The sequence below is a fragment of the Xenorhabdus bharatensis genome, from assembly GCF_037996705.1.
Taxonomy (GTDB): Bacteria; Pseudomonadota; Gammaproteobacteria; order Enterobacterales; family Enterobacteriaceae; genus Xenorhabdus; species Xenorhabdus bharatensis.
In genome coordinates this window covers 182,446-203,665 of record NZ_JBBMXG010000008.1, presented here as the reverse complement: position 1 = coordinate 203,665, position 21,220 = coordinate 182,446, and the positions used below count along the sequence as shown (strand labels likewise).

The following is a 21,220-nucleotide window of genomic DNA, read 5'->3' as shown; positions in this document are numbered from 1 at the left end:
TGTTAGTTCGTAATGAATTAACTGTTCAGTCACTCTTCAAGACTTTAATCTTTTTTTGCCTTTCGGCATGTCGATAGTGTCTTGCGAGTGCCCACACAGATTGTCTGATTATATTGTTAAAGAGCAATGGCAACCGGAAGTGCCTTCCGTGTTGCGAGGCTGCGTATCTTACGCTTTTCGCCTCCGGAGTCAAGCGTTTATTTTCGCTTTCGTTCCGCTGGCCTTCGCGGCTGTGTGCAGCTCAGCGTCGGTCAGTGGTGGCGCATTATAGGGAGTTTTTCGGCCCTGACAATAGTTTTTTTGAAAAAAAATACCGACTGCTGGTTATTGCGTCAAATTTGACTTAAGTTGGCAGTTTTTCCAGCGAAATGAAGCCATAATTAGATAAAACAGGCTGTAGAGATTCGCTATTAGCGTCTATTTTGGTGCAATACGCTAAGTTATTTTCTGTCGTTGCAGATAAATTTTCTCGATTTTTGATTAGCCATGCGGTTCTTCGTGCAATTGCAGCGCCTGAATCAATCAATCTCGTGCCATTAGGCAGAACCTGCGACAGTTCTTCTGCAAGTAAAGGAAAATGTGTACATCCCAAAATAACAGTGTCTGGTGGTTCTTTCATTCTCAGCCACGGCCTTAATATTTTTTCCAGCTCTTCCAGAGGAATGGTTTCACCATGCAGCTTTCGCTCTGCTAGTTCGACCAGCTCAGCAGAGCCGATAGCATGAACCTGACAATCCGTAGCGAATCTGGTGATAAGTTCTTTAGTATAGTCACGATTGACTGTTGCCCGCGTTGCTAATAATCCAACCACGCGGTTACAAGTGAGCTTTGCGGCAGGTTTGATAGCAGGTACAACGCCCACAACAGGAAAAGAAAAACGCTCACGCAAAGCTGGCAGACTAACAGTACTCGCGGTGTTGCAGGCGATAACGACAATTGCTAATGGATGCCTTTTCTGGATTTCATCAACAACTTTGACAACCCTCTCAATAATGACTTCCTCCGTTTTCTCGCCATAGGGGAAGGCTTCATTATCGAATGCATATATATAGTGGAGATCCGGCAGCAATTGTCGGATCTCCTGATAGACAGATAAACCACCCACACCGGAATCAAAAACCAGAATGGTCGGTCGGGCGGTTTTCTTTATATCGAATGTAGTTAAATCAGAAGTTGTAACTGCCTGTGATGAAGTATTCTCGTCCTGGAGTGCGATAGCCATACGCTGTCTCATAATTTTTATCAAACAGATTAGCTATTCTAGCATGGATTGTCAGACGGTCAGTGACTGGATAAGACCCGTTGATATCCCAGAGACTTACGCCGCCTAATTTTATTCTCTTCGAAGGATACGTACTAAAATCCTGATCAAAACGCTGCCCAATATATTGATAAGTGATTCCCCAATCAATATTGAAGGCCTCCCAATCTAATTGGTACTTCAGCTGCTGTTTCGCTCTGCGAGTTAATTGCTGATTATTGTTATCACGCGGATCAACATACTGTAATGTTAATTGGTGTTGGAATATGCCGGTATCCATCATTCCCGTCCACTCAACACCTTTGATTTTTACCTGTCCTACGTTCAAATAGCGGTTATTGGCAAAATCAATCAATTGCTCAATATCATTACGATACATGGATAAACGCCAGCTAAGGTCTCCGGTTAATCCTTCTATTCCACTTTCCCATTGTTTACTGTTTTCTGGTTTTAAATTCGGGTTAGCACCCCAGCCATACAATTGCCCAAGTGTTGGTGCCTTAAAGGCTGTTCCATAGGAAACAACAAAGCGGTAGCCATCAATGAATTCCCAAGCCGCTCCTGTTTGCCAAGTCATGTTCCAGTTATATTCAGAATGACGGTCTGAGCGCACCGCTCCTTCAAAAATAAAATCATCTACTTTCTGCTGACCCGTTAAATACACGCCTGTGTTATCAACACTTTTTTGTACAGGAATATAGTTGGAACCAGCTGCTACAGATTCTCTTTTCCAATCTACCCCTCCACTAATCGCACCATGGCCTATCTGCCAACTGTTGCCCCACTGAACATTGTATTGCTTCGAGTCACTTAGCGTTGTGTTTCCCTTATAGATTTTATGCTTAAAATTGTAATCTTTAACATGGCTATAGCTGGTAATAAGCTGAGATGAGTAGATATCCCGATTAAATAGAATTCCTGTTTCGTAACTACGGCTAAATAACTTTCGGGTATCAGTAAAGGATCCATCATAGTTTGAGCGATTATCGTAGCCATATGTCCGGGCAAATCCGCTGAGTTGGTCATTAAATTTATGATCAATGCCCAGCCATAACATTTTACTCATAAATCCGTCTCGATCCGGCTCATTAGTTCCACTACCTGCCACCACATCAAATCCCTTGGTATAGGTATAGCCCGCTGCGGCACTCAGTGCGGTATCTTCACCCAATTTCTGCTGGGTTGAACCATTGTAATTCTGGTATCCATGCGAACCGATCCCTGCATTAAGGGTCGTCCCTTGCTGCGCTCGTGTTGTGATGATATTAAGCACTCCTCCAATCGCATCAGAGCCATATACAGCAGAACGTGCACCTCGAATATATTCAATTTTTTGCACTAAACTAAGCGGGATCTGGCTAAGGTCAGAAGAGCCGGTAATGCCTGCTTGATTTAACCGAATGCCATCGACCAAAATCAAAACATGACGTGAATCTGAACCTCGTATAAATAAAGAAGAGTTCTGCCCTATTCCACCATTTTGGGCAATATCAACTCCCGGTAAACGGCGCAATACATCAACCAAACTATTTGACTGCCAGCTATCTATTTCGTCACGAGTCACAACGGTTACTGGTGCCAGAACAGAAGAAACGGGCTGTTTAAAGCGGTTTGCTGTCACTACCAGCAAGTCCTGATTATCTGCGGCGGAGAAATTGCTCCAGCCAGAAAACACCACCATGAAAGTGGCGGATATAAAAGTGTGTTTTTTATTTATCATGGGAGAGAATGGAGTCTAGCTATTAAAGCGCCATGCTACGATGAAGACTGGATAGAGTCCAGAACCCCTTCCTATCAAAAAAGCCGGGTGATGAACCAGAAAACTGGACATCCTTTGTACTTTCCCTACAATGCCGCTCGGAAATTTTTCTTAATGTGATCATACGAGAACCAGATAATGCAGAATCTCTTGCCAACGGAAGATTATGAAAACCAATTGATGGAGAAAGTCCATCGTCTGAAAGAAATGATGGTTTCCTTTAGTGCGCCCGAGCCTGAAGTTTTCCGTTCCCCCGCATCTCACTACAGAATGCGTGCAGAATTCCGTATCTGGCATGAGGAAGATGACCTCTACCACATAATGTTTGATCAACAAACTAAGCAGCGTATCCGGATTGATCAGTTTCCTGTTGCCTGTCAACTCATTAATAGCATGATGCAGGCCATTATTGCGGGCGTAAAAAATAATTCAGTATTGCGCCACAAACTGTTTCAGGCGGATTATCTCGCCACTCGCAGCAACAAAATCATTGTTTCTCTTCTTTACCATAAAAAACTGGGAGATGAGTGGCGTGAACAAGCAACCGCATTGCGGGATCAGCTAAAAGCAGAAGGCTTTGATGTTCAGCTTATTGGCCGTGCATCAAAAACCAAAATTATGCTTGATCATGACTATATAGATGAAGAGTTACCTGTCGCGGGTAAGACGATGATTTATCGTCAGGTTGAAAACAGCTTTACCCAGCCAAACGCCAGTATCAATATCCATATGCTGGAGTGGGCGATTAACAGCACCAAAGATGCCAAAGGCGATCTGCTTGAACTGTATTGTGGTAATGGTAACTTTTCTCTGGCATTGGCTCAGAACTTTGACCGTGTGCTGGCGACGGAAATTGCTAAACCTTCTGTTGCCGCTGCTCAGTTTAATATTGAAGCCAATCAGATTGATAACGTACAGATTATCCGAATGTCCGCAGAGGAATTCACTCAGGCAATGAACGGAGAGCGGGAATTCAACCGTCTTCAGGGAATTGACCTGAAGAGTTATCAGTGTGAAACCATCTTTGTCGATCCGCCGCGTAGTGGCTTAGATGAAGAAACGGTCAAAATGGTACAAGGATACCCGCGTATTCTGTACATTTCCTGTAACCCGGAAACGCTCTGCCAGAATCTGGAAACATTGACGAAAACCCACAAAGTCAGCAAGCTGGCTCTTTTTGATCAGTTCCCTTATACCCACCATATGGAGTGTGGGGTATTACTGGAAAGAATCGATTAATTCTATTGTTATTACCCACCCGTTTTTATCTTACAAACGCCATAACTGATTATTATGGCGTTTTCATAACATGTTTCTCAAACAGTCATCAGTTATGTTTTTCTGATAGAGTTGCCTGCTGTCTGCGCCCTTTTATCTTCCTGTAAAGCCAGAAGACTAATGCCGTTCCAACCACAACAGACAGGAAGTTAGAGCCAATTTCAGGGTGGTTAACCCGAATAATTGCGTTATAGACAAAAAGGCCCAAGAAGAAACAACCGACAGCCAGTTTTGGTAATCCCTCAGCCATTGGATAATTTAGATAACGCTGATGGAGACAATACAAAGATAGTGCGAGTGTGATAATCGGGAAAATTGAAAAAGGTACCAACGAATTAAAAAATGCTGAAAAAGTGCCGTGAGTTGCCAATCCAACGATAAGAGCCAGCAGCATTGTGCTTTTATCTTGGCGATATTGTTCCATCGTGTTGTTCTCCTTTCAGTCGTGTTCAAGGGGTTTTAGGGACAGAAGTCTTAGAGACAGCGGTTTTTAGGACAGTATTTTTTAAGTTAGCCGTTTTTTCTTGCTCCCGCCGATACCAGTAAAAAGCACCTTTGGAAATCATACGCAGTTGTAATACCAAACGTTCTTCGAGACGACGTCGTTTTTCTTCATCAATATCCAGCGCTTCTGCACCCGCACTGAACACAATTGTTACCATCGCTTCGGCTTGTATTTCGGTAAAATGGCGAGGCATATGACTGGCCTGTTCAAGGTAGTCTGCCAGTTCTGCAATAAAATGTTGGATTTCCCGTGCGACAGCTGCACGGAACTCAGCGGATGTGCCGGAACGTTCACGCAGCAATAACCTGAAAGCATTCGGATTATTACCGATAAACTCCATAAAGGTTGAAACAGACGTGCGAATGATACTCCCACCTTTTGCGATACGCTGACGAGCCTGACGCATAAGCTGACGTAGCATTAAGCCACTTTCATCCACCATCGTCAGCCCTAATTCATCCACGTCACGAAAATGCCGGTAGAATGAAGTCGGTGCAATCCCGGCTTCCCGGGCGACTTCCCGCAAACTCAGGCTGGTGAAACTACGTTCAGCACTCAGTTGGCTAAATGCTGCTTCAATCAGTGAACGACGGGTTTTTTCTTTCTGTTTCGCTCTGACGCCAGTTACATTATTCACAGCAATCCTGATATACATACTCGACTATACTATGCAGCAAATATATCAGATTCTGCTACATTTGCTGTGATTGTTCTCTTAAAGATATTAAGCAATGTTTCCTTGTTTTATATCAATGTTGGAAACAAAAACCGTACGCTAATTAGGTTATTACGCCAACTAATGTTAATATAGAGTTGTTATTTTGTGTAAAAACAGGTCTTTCCTCTATGCAATATACTCATTTTGATGCCATTGTGATTGGCTCCGGACCCGGTGGAGAAGGGGCAGCAATGGGATTGGCAAAACAAAGAAAAAACGTTGCAGTTATAGAGCGTTATAACAATATTGGCGGCGGCTGTACCCACTGGGGCACTATCCCGTCCAAAGCTCTCCGCCATGCTGTCAGTCGTATTATTGAATTTAATCAAAACCCTCTCTACAGTGACAACTCCCGCATTCTTCGCTCCTCGTTTTCAGAAATTTTACGTCATGCCGAAGTTGTCATAAATCAGCAGACTAAAATGCGGCAAGGGTTTTATGAGCGCAATCGGTGTAAGATGTTTGCCGGTGAAGCCACCTTTATCGATGAACATCATGTTAGTGTGCGTTATGCTGATGATAGTGTAGATATATTGAGTGCCGACAAAATAATTATTGCCACAGGCTCTCGCCCTTATTGCCCTCCCGATGTCGATTTCACCCATTCCCGTATTTATAACAGCGATACTATTCTGGAACTAGATCACGAACCACGCCATGTCATTATTTACGGTGCGGGTGTGATTGGCTGCGAATATGCTTCTATCTTCCGTGGGTTGGGCGTTAAGGTCGATTTGATCAATACCCGTGACCATCTGCTGTCATTTCTTGATCAGGAAATGTCTGACGCGTTGTCTTATCATTTCTGGAATAGCGGTATTGTTATCCGCCATAACGAAGAATATGAAAAGATTGAAGGTCTTGAAGATGGTGTCATTATCCACCTGAAATCAGGCAAAAAAGTTAAAGCAGACTGTCTGCTGTATGCCAATGGCCGTACCGGTAATACAGATAAACTCGGGATGGAAAACGTCGGGCTGGAAACCGATAACCGTGGTTTATTGAAAGTAAATCGGGTTTATCAAACCAGCAATGAAAATGTTTATGCTGTTGGTGATGTTATTGGTTATCCCAGCCTCGCTTCTGCCGCCTACAATCAGGGGCACATTGCAGCAAAAGCCATCATGACCGGAGCTGAGAATGCCGAACAGTATCTGGTAGACGATATCCCAACGGGCATTTATACCATCCCTGAAATCAGTTCTGTGGGTAAAACTGAGCAGGAATTAACGGCGATGAAAGTCCCGTATGAAGTGGGACGTGCCCAGTTTAAACATCTGGCCAGAGCACAGATTGCAGGGATGAATGTAGGCAGCATCAAGATATTATTCCACCGCGAGACAAAACAGATCCTCGGTATTCACTGTTTTGGCGAACGTGCAGCGGAGATTATTCATATCGGTCAGGCGATTATGGAACAAAAAGGTGAAGGTAATAGTATCGAATATTTCGTTAATACAACCTTCAACTATCCGACAATGGCCGAAGCTTATCGCGTTGCTGCCCTTAATGGACTGAACCGGTTATTTTGATGTTGTGCCATTGATGTCGAAATAATTCTTCATTCTGGTTCGGATCGCCTCTGCCAGTTGCTCATAGCGATTACGCAGAGGTGAACCGGGGCGATAAACCAGAATCACAGAACGTTCCGGCAAGGGACTATGGCACTCCAGATAACAGATCCCATCGCGCTTTTTCTCTTTGGGGACAGCCAAATCAGGCAACAAAGTGATGCCGCTCCCCGCCGCAACCATATTACGTAATGTTTCCAGACTGGTTGCCCTGAAGTGAGTATCTTCTTTGGCTCCGGCCTGAAAACAGAACCCCATTGCCTGATCACGTAAGCAGTGGCCATCTTCCAGCATCAATAACTTTTCACCGGTCAGCTCGCTCATACTGATCGTGTCCCTATCGGCCCATTTGTGTTCTTCATAGACCGCAAGCTTCATGGATTCCTCAAAGAGAGGAATTTCAATAAACGCTTCCGTTTCTTTTATTGCGGCCAGAATCGCACAGTCCAGTTTCCCGCTATCAAGCTGAGCCAGCAGGTTCTGGGTCTGGGCTTCGTGTAGGTACATTTCCAGTTTGGGGAACAACTTATGCAGTTCAGGAATAATCAGCGGCAGGAGATAAGGGCCAACGGTTGGAATGAGACCGATATGTAATGGGCCGGACATACTTTCACCCTGAAGTGAAGCCATCTCCTGTAATACCTTCACTTCTCGCAATACCGTCTTGGCTTGCTCCACCAGCAACATTCCCTGTTGTGTAAACAAGACCTTGCGGCTTGTGCGTTCCAGCAGCATTACGCCCAACTCATCCTCAAGTTTGCGTATCTGCCCACTGAGGGTCGGCTGGCTGACATGACAAGAATCAGCAGCCCTGCGGAAATGCCGATACTCAGCAAGTGCCACAAGATATTCCAAATCGCGGATATTCATTCCCAACCTCATGGTTTGATATCAATGATAGAATTGATCAATAAATCATTATATGCATGAGAGGAGAAAACTATCAATTCGTTGTGATTTCGGTTTTTTTATCAAGTTACCCGATGAAAAATCACAGCAATCATTTAAAAAGCAGATAAATCGGACTACCGCAATAAGCAGGCAGCCCAATTCATTGAGCCGGGGAAGTTGTATACTCAGCAGGGTTTCAGTTAACTGAGATGTAGCCTCTGCTTTGCCTCAGCAATAGCCTGCGCTACCTGCTTCTGTGCCACACCGCCTTTTGCCAGACGTTTATCCAGACAGGACTGTAACGATAAAATATCGTATACATCGATTGAAATCGTTTCACTGAACTTTTGTAATTCAGACAATGACAACTCTTCCAGTGCCTTACCTTTCTTTATTGCATCAATCACGACTTCACCAACAATGTGATGAGCTTCACGGAACGGCACCCCTTTTGCCACTAAATAATCTGCTAATTCCGTAGCATTAGCATAACCCTGCTTTGCTGCCTCCTGACATCGGCCACGTTTTATCTGAATACCATCCAATATCATTGCGGCCATATGCAGGCAAACCCGCCAAGTATCCAACGCATCAAACAGCCCTTCCTTATCTTCCTGCATATCTTTGTTATAAGCGAGGGGAAGCCCTTTTAATGTCATCATCATACCTGTCAATGCCCCCTGTACCCGCCCACATTTACCACGGATAAGTTCCAATGCGTCAGGGTTTTTCTTTTGAGGCATCAAAGAGGAGCCAGAAGTTACTCGATCCGATAATTCAATAAAGTCCGCTTCTCCGCTGTTAAAGAAAATCAGATCTTCGGCAAAACGCGAAAGATGGATCATGCTGATGCTGGCATTTGATAACAGTTCGAGCACATGGTCACGGTCTGACACGCTGTCTAAACTATTACGGGTTGCTGAAGCAAAACCAAGCCATGATGCCAGTTGTTCCCGATCAATATCATAAGCCGTTCCCGCCAACGCACCACATCCCAACGGGCTGACATCCAGCCGTTTTAACGTATCCTGCAAACGGCTTTCATCACGGGCAAGCATCTCTGCATATGCGAGACACCAATGTGCAAAAGTCACCGGCTGCGCCCGCTGTAAATGAGTATACCCCGGCATAACGGCATCCTGATTATTCTCAGCCGTCATCACTAATGCCTGTTGTAATGCCGTCAGAGCCTGTCGGATATCTGCTATCTGATCCTTACACCACAATTTCAGGTCAGTCGCGACCTGATCATTACGGCTGCGTCCTGTATGCAGTTTTTTGCCTAAATCCCCAACTTTTGCGATCAGCTGGCCTTCCACCCAACTATGAATATCTTCCGCATCGCTTTGCAAAATAGCCTCTGGGTTGGTTCTCACTTCATCCAGTAATGCATTCAACGCCAACTCCAGCTTCTGCTGCTCTTCAGATGTCAGAACACCAACGGTGACCAACGCCTTTGACCACGCGACAGAGCCAACAATATCCTGCTCTGCCAGACGATAATCAAACCGCAGGGAATCATTAAACTGCTTAAATTGCTGATCAGCTTCCTGACTGAAGCGCCCACCCCAAAGTGCCATAATTGCATTCCTCTTCTTTTTATTACCCAAAAATTACTTTTTGCTTTTCAGCGCACGAATGCGGGAAGAAAGCGAATGGAGGCGGATAAACCCTTCAGCATGACTGTGATCATAAACTTCATCCTCGCCAAAAGTAGCAAACTCTTCAGAGTAGAGACTATGAGGAGATGTTTTCTGAATCGCTGTCACTTGCCCCTTATACAGCTTCAGGATCACTTCACCACTGACATTCTCAGCCAGCATCTCTGCCGCAGCCTGAATAGACTGACGCAGCGGCACAAACCAGCGCCCATCGTAAACAACATAAGACATTTCCAGCCCCAGTTGCTGACGCCATTTAAAACTGTCACGATCCAGTACTAATTGTTCAACCCCACGCAGAGCCGCCATCATGATGGTTCCTCCCGGTGTTTCATAACAGCCACGGGACTTCATTCCGACCAGACGGTTTTCCACGATATCGATCCGGCCGATACCATGTTTAGCACCCAGCTCATTCAACTCATTAAGGCATTGATATGGGGACAGTACCTTCCCATTGACTCCGACAACTTCTCCTTTCTCAACAGTAACCGAAAGATATTCAGGCTCGTCAGGAGCATCTTCCGGCTCTACCGTCCACACCCAACAATCTTTATTCGCCGCATTCCACGTATTTTCCAATACGCCACCTTCGGTCGAAATGTGCCATGCGTTTTCATCACGGCTGTAAATTTTCTCCAGTGTTGCCGTAGTGGGAATATCACGGACTTTCAGGTAATCCAGCAACGCTTCACGGGAACGCAAATCCCATTCTCGCCACGGAGCGACGACTTTCAGGTGTGGAGCCAATGCCGTATAGGTACTCTCAAAACGTACCTGATCATTCCCTTTACCCGTCGCCCCATGCGCCAGCGCATCAGCACCGACTTTCAGGGCCAGTTCAACCTGCGCTTTGGCAATAATCGGGCGAGCCATTGAAGTACCGAGCAAGTAACTGCCTTCGTACAATGCTCCGGTTTTCAGTACCGGATAAACATATTCTTTGATGAATTCTTCACGCAGATCGGCGATATGACATTCTGAGGCCCCGGAACGCAATGCTTTTTGTTCTATGCCTTCCAAATCTTCACGGCTCTGACCAACATCAGCGACAAATGCAATAACATCACAGTTGCCATAATGTTCTTTCAGCCACGGAATGATGGCAGAAGTATCCAAACCGCCAGAATATGCCAGCACAATCTTTTTAATACTGTTTTTTACCGAAGTCGTCGTTGTCATAGAGGTAGCCTTTTACTTTTATTCACCAACAAGTGTTCACCAAAGAGGTGTAGTGTTGTTAATCCGTCAAACCCGTTTTCATACTCTTTATGCCAAGAATGGTTATGCCAAGAATGCTTACGCCAGAATGCGGGTGCCTACGGATATACCATTAAATAGAGCAATCAGTTGATCCGCATAACGCCAACTGGCGATATCCACCGGACGCCCCAGTGTTTTTGCGGCTTCCAGTGCTGCATGGACTTTTACAACCATGCCATCGGTAATCACACCCTGTTCAATCATCTGCTGTATTTCTTTTTCTGAGATTTCAGGGATCTTGTTGCCTTTTCCATTCAGAATACCACTGACATCTGACAGAAAAACTAAATCGGCATCCAGTGACTGTGCGACAGCTGTAGCAGCCTGATCTGCATTCACATTCATTAATTTGCCGTCTTCTGTAATACCGATAGAGCTGATAATGGGGATATAACCGATATCCAGTAAAATTTTCAGCAAATCCGGATTACCGGGAGAAGCCATACCTGTGTGACCAAATTCCTCACTCAGTGGAGAAACTTTCACAACACATCCATCACCCAAACATAGACCCACCGCAGGTAAACGGTATTTTATCGCCCATGAGAGTAAGGTTTTATTGGCTGTGCCCGCGAGTGTGCCGGTAATAATATCAATCTGATCTGCTGGCGTTACACGCAGGCCCTGTTTCTTGATAATCGGCAACTGTAATTTCTGCATCAGTTCATCAACCAAGCAACCGCCCCCATGTACAATGACGAGTGGGCGCTTATGCGTTTTTCGATATAACTGTAAGGTGGAAAATAATCGCCCCAACGCTTCATCACTATCTAATAACACCCCACCCAGTTTGATAACTAATGGCTCCATCAGATTTATCCTCTGTCGGTCTCACATAATTTCTGAAATAAAAAAGTTCTGAATTCAAAACACATTGAATTAAAGTAATGCCTGAGTTTCTTCGAACCCAAAGCGAATATTCATACATTGCACGGCCTGTGCTGCTGCACCTTTCAGAAGATTATCCTCAGCCCCGACAATAATCAGATGCTGCCCCTGTACAGCAAAACCAATATCACAGAATGGCAACCCGACTACCCCTTTCAGGGCAGGAACACCTTTTTCATATAACCGAATAAGTGGTTTATCGTGATACGCCTGTTGATATGCATGCCTGACTTGTTCTTCTGTCACACCGGCTTTCAGCTTGCAGGTAATCGTAGCTAAGATCCCTCGCGCAAAATTGCCTAAATGGGGGATGAAAATCACATCTGTGCCTAAATGCGCAGCAATTTCCGGCTGGTGACGATGATTGAAAAGACCGTAGGGCTGCAAGCTGACTTCACAGAAACTGCTATTTATCGATGCCTTACGCCCGGCACCACTCACCCCACTGACAGCATTAATAACGGGCCACTGTTCTGTATCCAATAAACCAGCTTCCAGCAGTGGTTTCAGCGAAAGCTGTGAAACCGTAGGGTAACAACCCGGAACCGCGATCAACTGAGCTGTTTTAATTTTCGCCGCCTGCCATTCCGCCAGCCCATATACCGCCTGCTTAAGCCAATCGTTATTTTTATGCTCAAATCCATAGTATTCTGAATAAAACAGTGTATTTTGTACGCGGTAGGCACCAGATAAATCAAATACGATACAGCCTGCCTGTAGAAATGCCGGAGCAATGTCATGGCTGACTTCATGTGCGGTAGCAAGGAAAACGATATCAATACCGCTTGCAGCTTCAGCTACATCAGTTAACGGCTGTAAAGGTAAATCCAGAGTTCCTTTATACTGTGGGTAAAGTTCTGATAAACACTTTCCGGCATCAGTGCTTTGAGCAGAAACCATCAGTCCCGCAAGATGTATATAAGGATGGCGTTGCAGACAAGCTGCTAACTCCGCTCCGGTATAACCACTGGCACCAACTATCAGCGTATTAAGCATGGGATTTATTCACCTTGTATTAACCCAATGTATTGTATTAACCCAATGTAGTAACCCGATTACACAATTGAATTTATATTCAGTTAAATTGCATTAATATTGATACTATCTTGAATAAGGGCTGTCAACAGTGAATATTAAATTACCACCGTTTATTGAGTTATATCGCCAGCTTATCGCAGCACCTTCCATCAGTGCCGTGGATGAGGAGCTAGATCAAAGTAATGAATCTGTTATCCATCTATTGGCTGACTGGCTGAAACAGATTGGTTTTGAAATTGAGGTTCAGCCTGTTCCGGAATCTCGCGGAAAATTTAATATGCTGGCAACGCTAGGGAATGGGTCTGGAGGGCTACTCTTATGCGGTCATACAGATACTGTACCCTTTGATGCCGGGCGCTGGACTCAGGATCCATTCACACTGACAGAGCGTGATGGCAAGTTATACGGGCTGGGAACTGCGGATATGAAAGGCTTCTTTGCCTTTATCATTGATGCAATACGAGATATTGATATTAGTAAACTGTCTCACCCTCTCTATATTCTGGCTACCGCAGATGAAGAAACCTCAATGGCTGGTGCCCGATATTTTGCCGCAAACGCAACGATCAAACCTGATTTTGCCATTATTGGCGAACCGACATCACTACAGCCCATCCGCGCCCATAAAGGACATGTTGCCCATGCTATCCGCATTGAAGGAAAATCCGGACACTCCAGTGATCCCGCGCGCGGAGTTAATGCCATTGATTTGATGCATGAATCCATCACACAGCTGATGAAATTACGTCATACCTTACAGGAGCGTTACCATAACCCGGCTTTTGCCATTCCCTACCCCACCATGAATTTCGGTCATATTCACGGTGGTGATGCAGCAAACCGGATCTGTGCCTGCTGTGAGCTGCATATGGATATTCGCCCGCTACCCGGCCTGACATTGCAGGATTTGAATGAAGCGCTGAATGAATCACTGGAACCCGTCAAGCAACGCTGGCCGGGACGCCTGAATGTGACAGAACTTCATCCCCCTATTCCCGGCTATGAATGCCCGACCAATCACAAACTGGTCGGTGTTATCGAAAGACTATTGGGAACAAAAGCAGAAACCGTCAATTACTGTACGGAAGCCCCTTTTATTCAGCAACTCTGCCCGACAATCGTTCTGGGACCGGGTTCCATTGAGCAGGCCCATCAACCTGATGAGTATATAGAAGTGTCAATGATTGAACCGACAAGGAAACTGATTGCCCAGATTGTGGAGCATTTTTGTTTAGGTGTGGATTAATATTATCCAAGATAACTTGCCCCTCCCCAGCCCGAAGGCTGGGGACTCCTACACACCTTATATTCCACGTCTGAAGGCCAAAATTTTACGGCACACTGGATAAACATAATAAACTGACTAATATTAATTAGTTAATGGATAACACCATGAAATAAATTTAATAATCACGTACAGAATGACGAGTATATGAAAAAAAAGAAAATTTTAATAATCAGAATAGATTTTCTTGGTGATATGATATGTACAACACCTTTAATCCACACCATAAAGAAAACGTTTCCAAATGTTGAAATTCATGTTTTAGCCAATAAATATAACGCTCCAGTGCTGGATAGAAATCCTGATATTTCATTTGTTCACACTTATGTATATAGCAAAAATCGTGAGCGCAACGTACATTCTGGGATATTAAGCTCATTGATAAGTAGGATTGCTCTGATTTTCAGACTGAGAAGAATGCACTTTGATATTGGAATCATTCCGAATGGTGGATTAAATAAAAATAGCATTCAGTTTATTCGACAGTTAAATATACGCGATTGTCGCTGGCACACAAAGGAAAGTGAATTTGATGATAGAGACCCTAACCATATTGCTAATAGACCAATAAAACATGAGGTTTTATCTGGGTTTGATTTACTTCCTGAAGTTGAAACGCCAAGCATCAACACATTAAAACCCTGTGTTTATCCTGACCCAATCTTGCGTAGGGAATGGATGAAAAAAATAGGATGGGGAAATAAGCCTAAAATAGGTTTGTTTATTTCTAATAAATCAGAAAACAGGAAATTGGATATAAGCAAATGGGCTGATTTAGTAAGATTGATAGGAAATAAATCTAATTTCTTTATTTTCCATGACCAAAATGAAGAAATAAAAGAACAATATTTTACTGACCTTTCAGTTCATTATCTTCAAACAGAAAATGTTCAAAATATGATTGCTGCCACTAGCTGCATGGACATTATTGTTTCAGCAGATAGCGCCCCTGTTCACCTAAGTTCAGCGTTACAAATACCTGTGGTTTCTTTGTTTGAAAATAGACCTGAAAAATATTTACGTTGGCATCCTCTTAATGTTGAAAATATTCTTTTAAAAGAAGGAAGTATAGTAAACGACATTGACGTAAAGAAAATATGTGATGCCGTCAATTTTTTATTGAAACAATGTTACAGCCCCTCTCTGTGTGCTGATAACCATCATTGATTATTTATTGGTATATTAAGTCAACTGATACCTCTTAATCGTAAAAAGTAAAGCGGCAACAACTTCAAGCAGCACCCGTACCATTGCTGATTTTACCAATAGTCCTCCATACCTGACTGCTTTCATTAAGCAGTTTGTTTATTCCTCTTTCCCCAACATGAATTTCTTTCCTGATCACACTGAATATTCCTCACTAGAAATAAGCTATTTCCTAATTGACTAAAAATCCCGCTTCGCCCATTCTATTTGGACATCTAAACGGATAGACATATAAACACTTAAGCATCTAAATATAATCGGAGAAAAACTCCGTTTGCTTACGAGGGTACAGGGTATGAGTTTCTTTCACGCTAATCATCAAGAGGCACTAAATCAGAATCTGGCTGAACTTGAAGGTCAAATTCGTGTTTCCTTCGAATTCTTTCCACCCAAAACAACCGAAATGGAACAGACTCTGTGGAAGTCCATTGACCGTCTAAGCAAACTCAAGCCTAATTTTGTTTCCGTGACCTATGGCGCCAATTCTGGTGAGCGTGATCGTACTCATAGCATCATTAAAGGCATCAAAGACAGAACAGGCCTTGAAGCTGCGCCTCATCTAACTTGTATTGATGCCAACCGTGAAGAATTGTGTAACATCGCCCACGATTACTGGAGCAGCGGGATTCGTCACATTGTGGCCTTGCGGGGTGATTTACCAAATGGTAGCAATCAGCCTGAAATGTACGGTGCTGATTTGGTTGAACTATTAAAAAAAGAAGCTGATTTTGATATTTCTGTGGCTGCTTATCCGGAAGTGCATCCCGAAGCAAAAAGTGCACAAGCGGATCTGATTAACCTGAAAAGAAAAATTGATGCTGGTGCCAATCGCGCCATTACTCAATTCTTTTTTGATGTGGAAAGTTATCTTCGTTTTCGTGATCGCTGTGTTTCAACGGGAATTGATGTAGAAATCGTGCCGGGCATTCTGCCAGTCTCTAACTTCCGTCAATTACAGCGATTTGCGACTATGACTAATGTTCGTATCCCAAGCTGGATGACCAGAATGTTTGAAGGATTGGATGATGACCCTGAAAGCCGCAGCTTAGTGGGCGCTTCCATTGCCATGGATATGGTGAAAATTCTGAGCCGCGAAGGAGTGAAAGATTTCCATTTTTATACTCTGAACCGAGCGGAATTGAGTTATGCAATCTGCCATACATTAGGGGTTCGCCCTTGTTAAATTTCATTTCCGCCGAACTATTTAGTTCGGCGAAGACAAAACTTCCTTACTGATTACAATCAAACGGTGACGATGTAAATCTGTATCGATTCCCCAACAAAACGCATCCCATTTATCAAGAAGTTCATCCATACTGGTTACCGCTGTTAGTGGGCGATCTATTTCTCCGCCATCAGAAATATAAACGTGGTAACCAACAGATATCGACCAAGCGATCATAATTTGCCAAAAACGTTTACCATCACCTGTCTGCTCTTCATCTGTCACAATAATCCTGTAATTATCCAACAAGAATCTGAAAAAACGCCGGGGGAAATCACTGACAGCATCCTGATGTTCAGGACTGAAAGTACGCCAGACCATGATTTGAGTACAGGTTTCTTTATCAACAATAATGTCGTTGCGGAAAATCAGTTTGACAGCATAAACCGTTTCAGGCTTATCACCTGATGTGATCATACGGTATTGAGCCTGCTTTAAGGATTTTACAAAACGGTATCCATGTGGAGTCACAAAATCAGGCAAGATGAAATCTTTCGCACCATTTTCAAGAAAAGAAACCGTATGTTCTACATTCTTTTCAGAAATACGCAGTTTACGGTTAAAATCTACGTCTGCTATCAAATATGGCATCGAAATACTCTGTCCTTCATGATTATCGTTATGCATACTTTGCCCCTCACACTGGACAAGTTGGTTTTAAATCATACAGAAATCTGCGCAATTTCCCATCAATATATCCTGTTATTTTTGGAAATAAACCAAAACACAAATCCAACAATAATAACCATACTAACAATGTTCAGGATATGCCACCCAGCCTGATCGCTCATCACCATACCTACCGACAGAGAAGCCAGCATATTGGACAGGTAGGTAATAAGCGAATTCACTCCCTGTAATTTATGCTTGAATGGACTACCGATAAATCCATTCAATAAAAATGTTCCGCCGTTAAACATAAATGCCCAGCCTATTCCGATAAAAACCAGTGACAACAAAAAGCCTGACACGCCATCCCAAGTAAGAGCAATAACGATACCGATAATGAAAAATATCGAACCGGACATAATCAGGCTGGATATTTTAAATCTGTCTACCAAAAACGGCAGTAGTAGAGCAGGGGCATACATTGCAAAGAAATGCCATTGCAGTACCAGTGCGCTCTCTTCTATGGCGAATTGTTGATGTGACATAGCCAATGGCGTTGCATTCATCAATAGAGTCATCACAGAAAAGGCCACAGCACAGCTGACTGTCGCTGACAAAAATAGTTTTGACTTCAGCAACCGCTCAAGGCTGCTATTTTTATTATCATTTCTCGATGAAAGCAGGGTGTTTTTTTGTCGAACTATGGGTAAGCGAATAAAAAGCTGGGTTATCAATGTCAGAATACAAATGATCGCCGATATCAGAAATGCCCCTGCAAAGGGGTAATCAGGCAGCCACTCAGCGCCTTTTGATGCCAGATAAGGCCCTGAAATACCGCCAAAAACTCCACCACCGATAATTAATGAAATCGCTTTTTTCCTGCTGGATTCATGTTCGAAAACTTCAGCCGCTGCAAAACGATAGTATTGGTTAAAAACGGTCGAACCACCGAGAATAAAAGTACCCAGAGTAAAAAAGGTAAAAGACTGAAAAATTATTGCTCCACCAGCCAAACCACTACCGAATAACCCAATCAGATTGCCCGCTATAAAAGCATTTCTTCTGCCATATTTCTCCATCAGCATGGAAGCGCCATAAACCATCAATGCAGCACCGTATACCGTCGCAGTGACAGGTAATGTGGATAAAAAATCAAAGGGAGACAGCTGTCTTCCTACCAGTGGTGATGACAGCGTTAATAAGGAAACAATACTTCCGGTAAAGCCCTGTCCGATAAAAAGCAAAAATACATTTAAGTAGTTTCTATTCATTACCGTAGCCGGTTATCATCTTGTGAAAAGGAACTGTATGTTTACCCCATTTTCATTTTAAGCATAAGCAAAACCGGACAGTTTCCCATCCGGTTTCACCCTTTTTCTCATCAGGAAAACGACATACTAACCTGTATTGCGCATCCCTGCCGCAACACCCGCTATTGTCACCATCAGCGCCTGCTCTACGCGAGGATCAGGGTGTTCCTGCTGGCGGGAGCGTTGTAATAACTCTGCCTGCAAAACATTCAGCGGGTCTGTATAGACATTACGCAATGCGATGGATTCAGCTATCCACGGTAGATCCGCCATCAGTTGCCCATCACGTGAAACAGCCAGAACAGTCTCGATATCGGCTAAAAGTTGATTACGCAGTTTTGTACCCAGCGGCCACAGTTTTTTATCAACCAGACGTTGGTCATAATATTCCGCCAACCATAAATCAGCTTTGGCAAAAACCATCTCCAGCATAGCGATACGCGTCGTAAAAAATGGCCAGTCACGGGACATTTCCAACAAAGTGCCCTGCTGACCAGCGTCTACCACATGCTGTAATGCAGCACCTGCCCCAAGCCATGCCGGCAGCATCAGGCGGTTTTGCGTCCACGCGAAAATCCACGGAATCGCACGTAAACTTTCGACTCCTCCTGTCGGACGGCGTTTGGCAGGACGTGAGCCTAACGGTAATTTCGCCAGTTCTTGTTCAGGGGTTGCCGAACGGAAATAAGGCACAAACTCCGGCTGCTCACGGACGTAATCACGATACATATCACAGGAAATATCGGAAAGTGTATCCATGATCTGCTGCCATTCAGGTTTCGGTTCTGGTGGCGGCAGTAAGTTCGCCTCCAGAATGGCACTGGCGTACATTGCCAGACTACTGATCGTCACCTGTGGCAAACCGAACTTGAAGCGGATCATTTCCCCCTGCTCTGTTACACGCAACCCTCCTTTCAGGCTGCCCGGCGGCTGAGAAAGTAATGCCGAGTGGGCCGGAGCACCACCACGTCCGATTGATCCTCCCCGGCCGTGAAACAGTGTCAGTTTCACACCTTCTTTTTCACACACTCTGATCAGTGCATCCTGAGCACGATACTGCGCCCACGATGCTGCCATCACGCCCGCATCTTTTGCTGAGTCAGAATAGCCAATCATGACCATTTGTTTATCCTGAATCAGTTCACGATACCACTCAATATGGAGCAATTGCTGGATCACGCTTTCTGCGTTATTCAGGTCATCAAGCGTTTCAAATAATGGAGCAACAGGTAACGACAAGGAACAATCTGCCGCTTTCAGCAGTAATTTCACTGCCAGTACATCTGAAGGGACTTTCGCCATGGAAATCACATAGGCGGCGATCGCACCCTGTGGCGATTCTGCAATGACTTTACAGGTCTCCAAAACCTCCTGAGTTTCTGCACTTGGCCGCCAGTGACGAGGAATTAACGGGCGTTTCGAATTCAGTTCACGCAACAAAAAGGCCTGTTTCTCTGTTTCTGACCAGCTCGCATAATCGCCCATTTCCAGATATTGGGTCAGCTCAGCAATAGCATCGGTGTGGCGGGTACTTTCCTGACGAATATCGATACGAACCAGTGACAGACCGAAACAACGAATACGACGCAGAATATCCAGCAACTGACCATCGGCGATAATTTCCATACCGCAGGCTTTCAGGGACTGGTAACAGGCATAGAGCGGCTGCCACAATTGATCGTTATGCAGCAATAAATCTGCGGGAGGGATAACCTGTTCACCTTTCAGGCGTTTTTCCAAATATTCCAGCGTATTATTTAATTGAGTACGCAACTGTTTAGCAATTTCACGATAAGGCTCGATAACCTCATCCCCTCCTGCCAACTGGCGCAGCTCTGGCGTGCATTCCGACATCGAAAGCTCGGAGACCAGAACCTGAATATCCTTCAGAAACAGGTCAGCGGCTTTCCAGCGGCTGAGCAGCAACACATGGCGGGTAATTTCTGCGGTGACGTTAGGATTTCCATCCCGATCGCCGCCCATCCAAGAAGTAAAGCGGATTGGCACAGCTTCCACCGGTAAGCTGTAACCGATAGATTCTTCTAGTTGCTCATTGAATTCACGCAAAAACGCAGGAACACCTTCCCACAGGCTATTTTCCACTACCGCAAAACCCCATTTCGCTTCATCAATCGGAGTCGGACGGATCTTGCGGATTTCATCGGTATGCCAGGACTGAGCAACCAACTGGCGTAGACGACGCATGATATTGTTATGCTCGTAATCAGCCAAATCATCGTGATCCAGCTGTGCCAGACAGGTATTCACTTCAACCAGTTTATGGATCAGAGTGCGGCGGGCGATTTCTGTCGGATGTGCGGTCAGCACCAGTTCAATGGAAAGTTCATTGACCGCCTGAACCAAATCATCATTATTGAAATTTTTACTTTTCAGCCGTTCAAAGAGCGCGGCCAATGCCACCGGATTACTGGCTGCCTCACCATGCGGTGAGATGCTGTGATACTGTTCAGCAGCATTCGCCAGATTAAGGAACTGGTTAAACGCTCTGGCAACCGGCAGTAATTCATCATTAGATAAATTTTGCAGTGTCGATAGCAGTTGCTGGCGATCAGCGTCGTTTCCGGCACGAGATGATTTGGATAACTTCCTTATCGTTTCAACTTTATCAAGAATGTCCTTTCCCTGAGCCTCTTTGATCGTGTTTCCCAGTATCTTACCCAGCATACTGACATTACTTCGCATTGCGGAATATTGTTGATTCATGTGAGTTCTGACCTTGTGTTGCTGTAGT

General features: G+C 44.4%; 17 protein-coding genes. 5 read left to right on the top strand and 12 right to left on the bottom strand.

What is annotated here, in order from left to right:
* Window positions 1–343: 343 nt before the first annotated feature.
* Window positions 344–1,222 (bottom strand): glutamate racemase, encoded by an 879-nt coding sequence (gene murI, locus AAC855_RS09920; RefSeq protein ID WP_340609391.1) that lies wholly within the window; start codon window positions 1,220–1,222, stop codon window positions 344–346.
* Window positions 1,167–2,981, bottom strand: a complete 1,815-nt coding sequence (gene btuB / locus AAC855_RS09915; RefSeq protein ID WP_340609390.1) for a TonB-dependent vitamin B12 receptor BtuB — start codon at window positions 2,979–2,981, stop codon at window positions 1,167–1,169. The genes murI and btuB overlap by 56 nt, the downstream gene beginning before the upstream one ends.
* 177 nt (window positions 2,982–3,158) lie before the next feature.
* On the opposite strand from btuB, the gene trmA reads away from it, so the two are divergent.
* Window positions 3,159–4,259, top strand: a complete 1,101-nt coding sequence (gene trmA / locus AAC855_RS09910) for a tRNA (uridine(54)-C5)-methyltransferase TrmA (RefSeq protein WP_340609389.1) — start codon at window positions 3,159–3,161, stop codon at window positions 4,257–4,259.
* A gap of 88 nt (window positions 4,260–4,347) precedes the next feature.
* Here trmA and AAC855_RS09905 read toward each other — a convergent pair whose 3' ends face one another.
* Together AAC855_RS09905 and fabR are read right to left on the bottom strand one after the other, a co-directional pair.
* Entirely contained in the window at window positions 4,348–4,722 is a 375-nt protein-coding gene (locus tag AAC855_RS09905; RefSeq protein ID WP_340609388.1) for a YijD family membrane protein, read from the bottom strand.
* A 25-nt stretch (window positions 4,723–4,747) separates the two neighbouring features.
* A complete protein-coding gene (fabR, locus tag AAC855_RS09900; RefSeq protein WP_228858013.1) occupies window positions 4,748–5,440 on the bottom strand; it encodes an HTH-type transcriptional repressor FabR in 693 nt (230 codons plus the stop codon).
* Between the two features lie 209 nt (window positions 5,441–5,649).
* Here fabR and sthA point away from each other — a divergent pair, with 209 nt between their 5' ends.
* Window positions 5,650–7,053 carry a Si-specific NAD(P)(+) transhydrogenase gene (gene sthA, locus AAC855_RS09895; RefSeq protein ID WP_340609387.1) on the top strand — a complete coding sequence of 468 codons (1,404 nt, stop codon included), beginning with the start codon at window positions 5,650–5,652 and terminating at the stop codon, window positions 7,051–7,053.
* Here sthA and oxyR read toward each other — a convergent pair.
* The 5 genes from oxyR to argC all read right to left on the bottom strand — a co-directional run bounded on the left by oxyR (window position 7,045) and on the right by argC (window position 12,791).
* Complete coding sequence (oxyR, locus tag AAC855_RS09890; protein WP_340609386.1) at window positions 7,045–7,962, bottom strand: DNA-binding transcriptional regulator OxyR; 918 nt, start codon at window positions 7,960–7,962, stop codon at window positions 7,045–7,047. The genes sthA and oxyR overlap by 9 nt on opposite strands.
* A 221-nt stretch (window positions 7,963–8,183) precedes the next feature.
* Window positions 8,184–9,563 carry an argininosuccinate lyase gene (argH, locus tag AAC855_RS09885; RefSeq protein WP_340609385.1) on the bottom strand — a complete coding sequence of 460 codons (1,380 nt, stop codon included), beginning with the start codon at window positions 9,561–9,563 and terminating at the stop codon, window positions 8,184–8,186.
* Between the two features lie 33 nt (window positions 9,564–9,596).
* The gene (locus AAC855_RS09880) at window positions 9,597–10,826 is read right to left on the bottom strand and encodes an argininosuccinate synthase (protein ID WP_340609384.1); all 1,230 of its coding nucleotides are present in this window, start codon (window positions 10,824–10,826) and stop codon (window positions 9,597–9,599) included.
* Window positions 10,827–10,943: 117 nt separating this feature from the next.
* Window positions 10,944–11,717, bottom strand: a complete 774-nt coding sequence (argB, locus tag AAC855_RS09875; RefSeq protein ID WP_340609383.1) for an acetylglutamate kinase — start codon at window positions 11,715–11,717, stop codon at window positions 10,944–10,946.
* A gap of 69 nt (window positions 11,718–11,786) precedes the next feature.
* Window positions 11,787–12,791 carry an N-acetyl-gamma-glutamyl-phosphate reductase gene (gene argC / locus AAC855_RS09870; RefSeq protein WP_340609382.1) on the bottom strand — a complete coding sequence of 335 codons (1,005 nt, stop codon included), beginning with the start codon at window positions 12,789–12,791 and terminating at the stop codon, window positions 11,787–11,789.
* Between the two features lie 130 nt (window positions 12,792–12,921).
* On the opposite strand from argC, the gene argE reads away from it, so the two are divergent.
* From argE to metF, 3 genes are all read left to right on the top strand, one after another.
* A complete protein-coding gene (gene argE, locus AAC855_RS09865; RefSeq protein WP_340609381.1) occupies window positions 12,922–14,079 on the top strand; it encodes an acetylornithine deacetylase in 1,158 nt (385 codons plus the stop codon).
* Between the two features lie 186 nt (window positions 14,080–14,265).
* Window positions 14,266–15,285: a glycosyltransferase family 9 protein gene (locus AAC855_RS09860; protein WP_340609380.1), complete on the top strand. Its 1,020-nt coding sequence runs from the start codon at window positions 14,266–14,268 to the stop codon at window positions 15,283–15,285.
* A gap of 334 nt (window positions 15,286–15,619) precedes the next feature.
* On the top strand, window positions 15,620–16,507 hold the full coding sequence (metF, locus tag AAC855_RS09855) for a methylenetetrahydrofolate reductase (protein WP_340609379.1): 888 nt from the start codon (window positions 15,620–15,622) through the stop codon (window positions 16,505–16,507).
* Between the two features lie 21 nt (window positions 16,508–16,528).
* On the opposite strand, the gene AAC855_RS09850 is transcribed toward metF, so the two are convergent.
* The 3 genes from AAC855_RS09850 to ppc all read right to left on the bottom strand — a co-directional run bounded on the left by AAC855_RS09850 (window position 16,529) and on the right by ppc (window position 21,192).
* Window positions 16,529–17,176: a hypothetical protein gene (locus AAC855_RS09850; protein WP_340609378.1), complete on the bottom strand. Its 648-nt coding sequence runs from the start codon at window positions 17,174–17,176 to the stop codon at window positions 16,529–16,531.
* Between the two features lie 62 nt (window positions 17,177–17,238).
* Window positions 17,239–18,429, bottom strand: coding sequence for an MFS transporter (locus tag AAC855_RS09845; RefSeq protein WP_340609377.1), 1,191 nt, complete (start codon window positions 18,427–18,429; stop codon window positions 17,239–17,241).
* Between the two features lie 126 nt (window positions 18,430–18,555).
* Complete coding sequence (gene ppc, locus AAC855_RS09840) at window positions 18,556–21,192, bottom strand: phosphoenolpyruvate carboxylase (protein ID WP_340609376.1); 2,637 nt, start codon at window positions 21,190–21,192, stop codon at window positions 18,556–18,558.
* Window positions 21,193–21,220 lie beyond the last annotated feature (28 nt).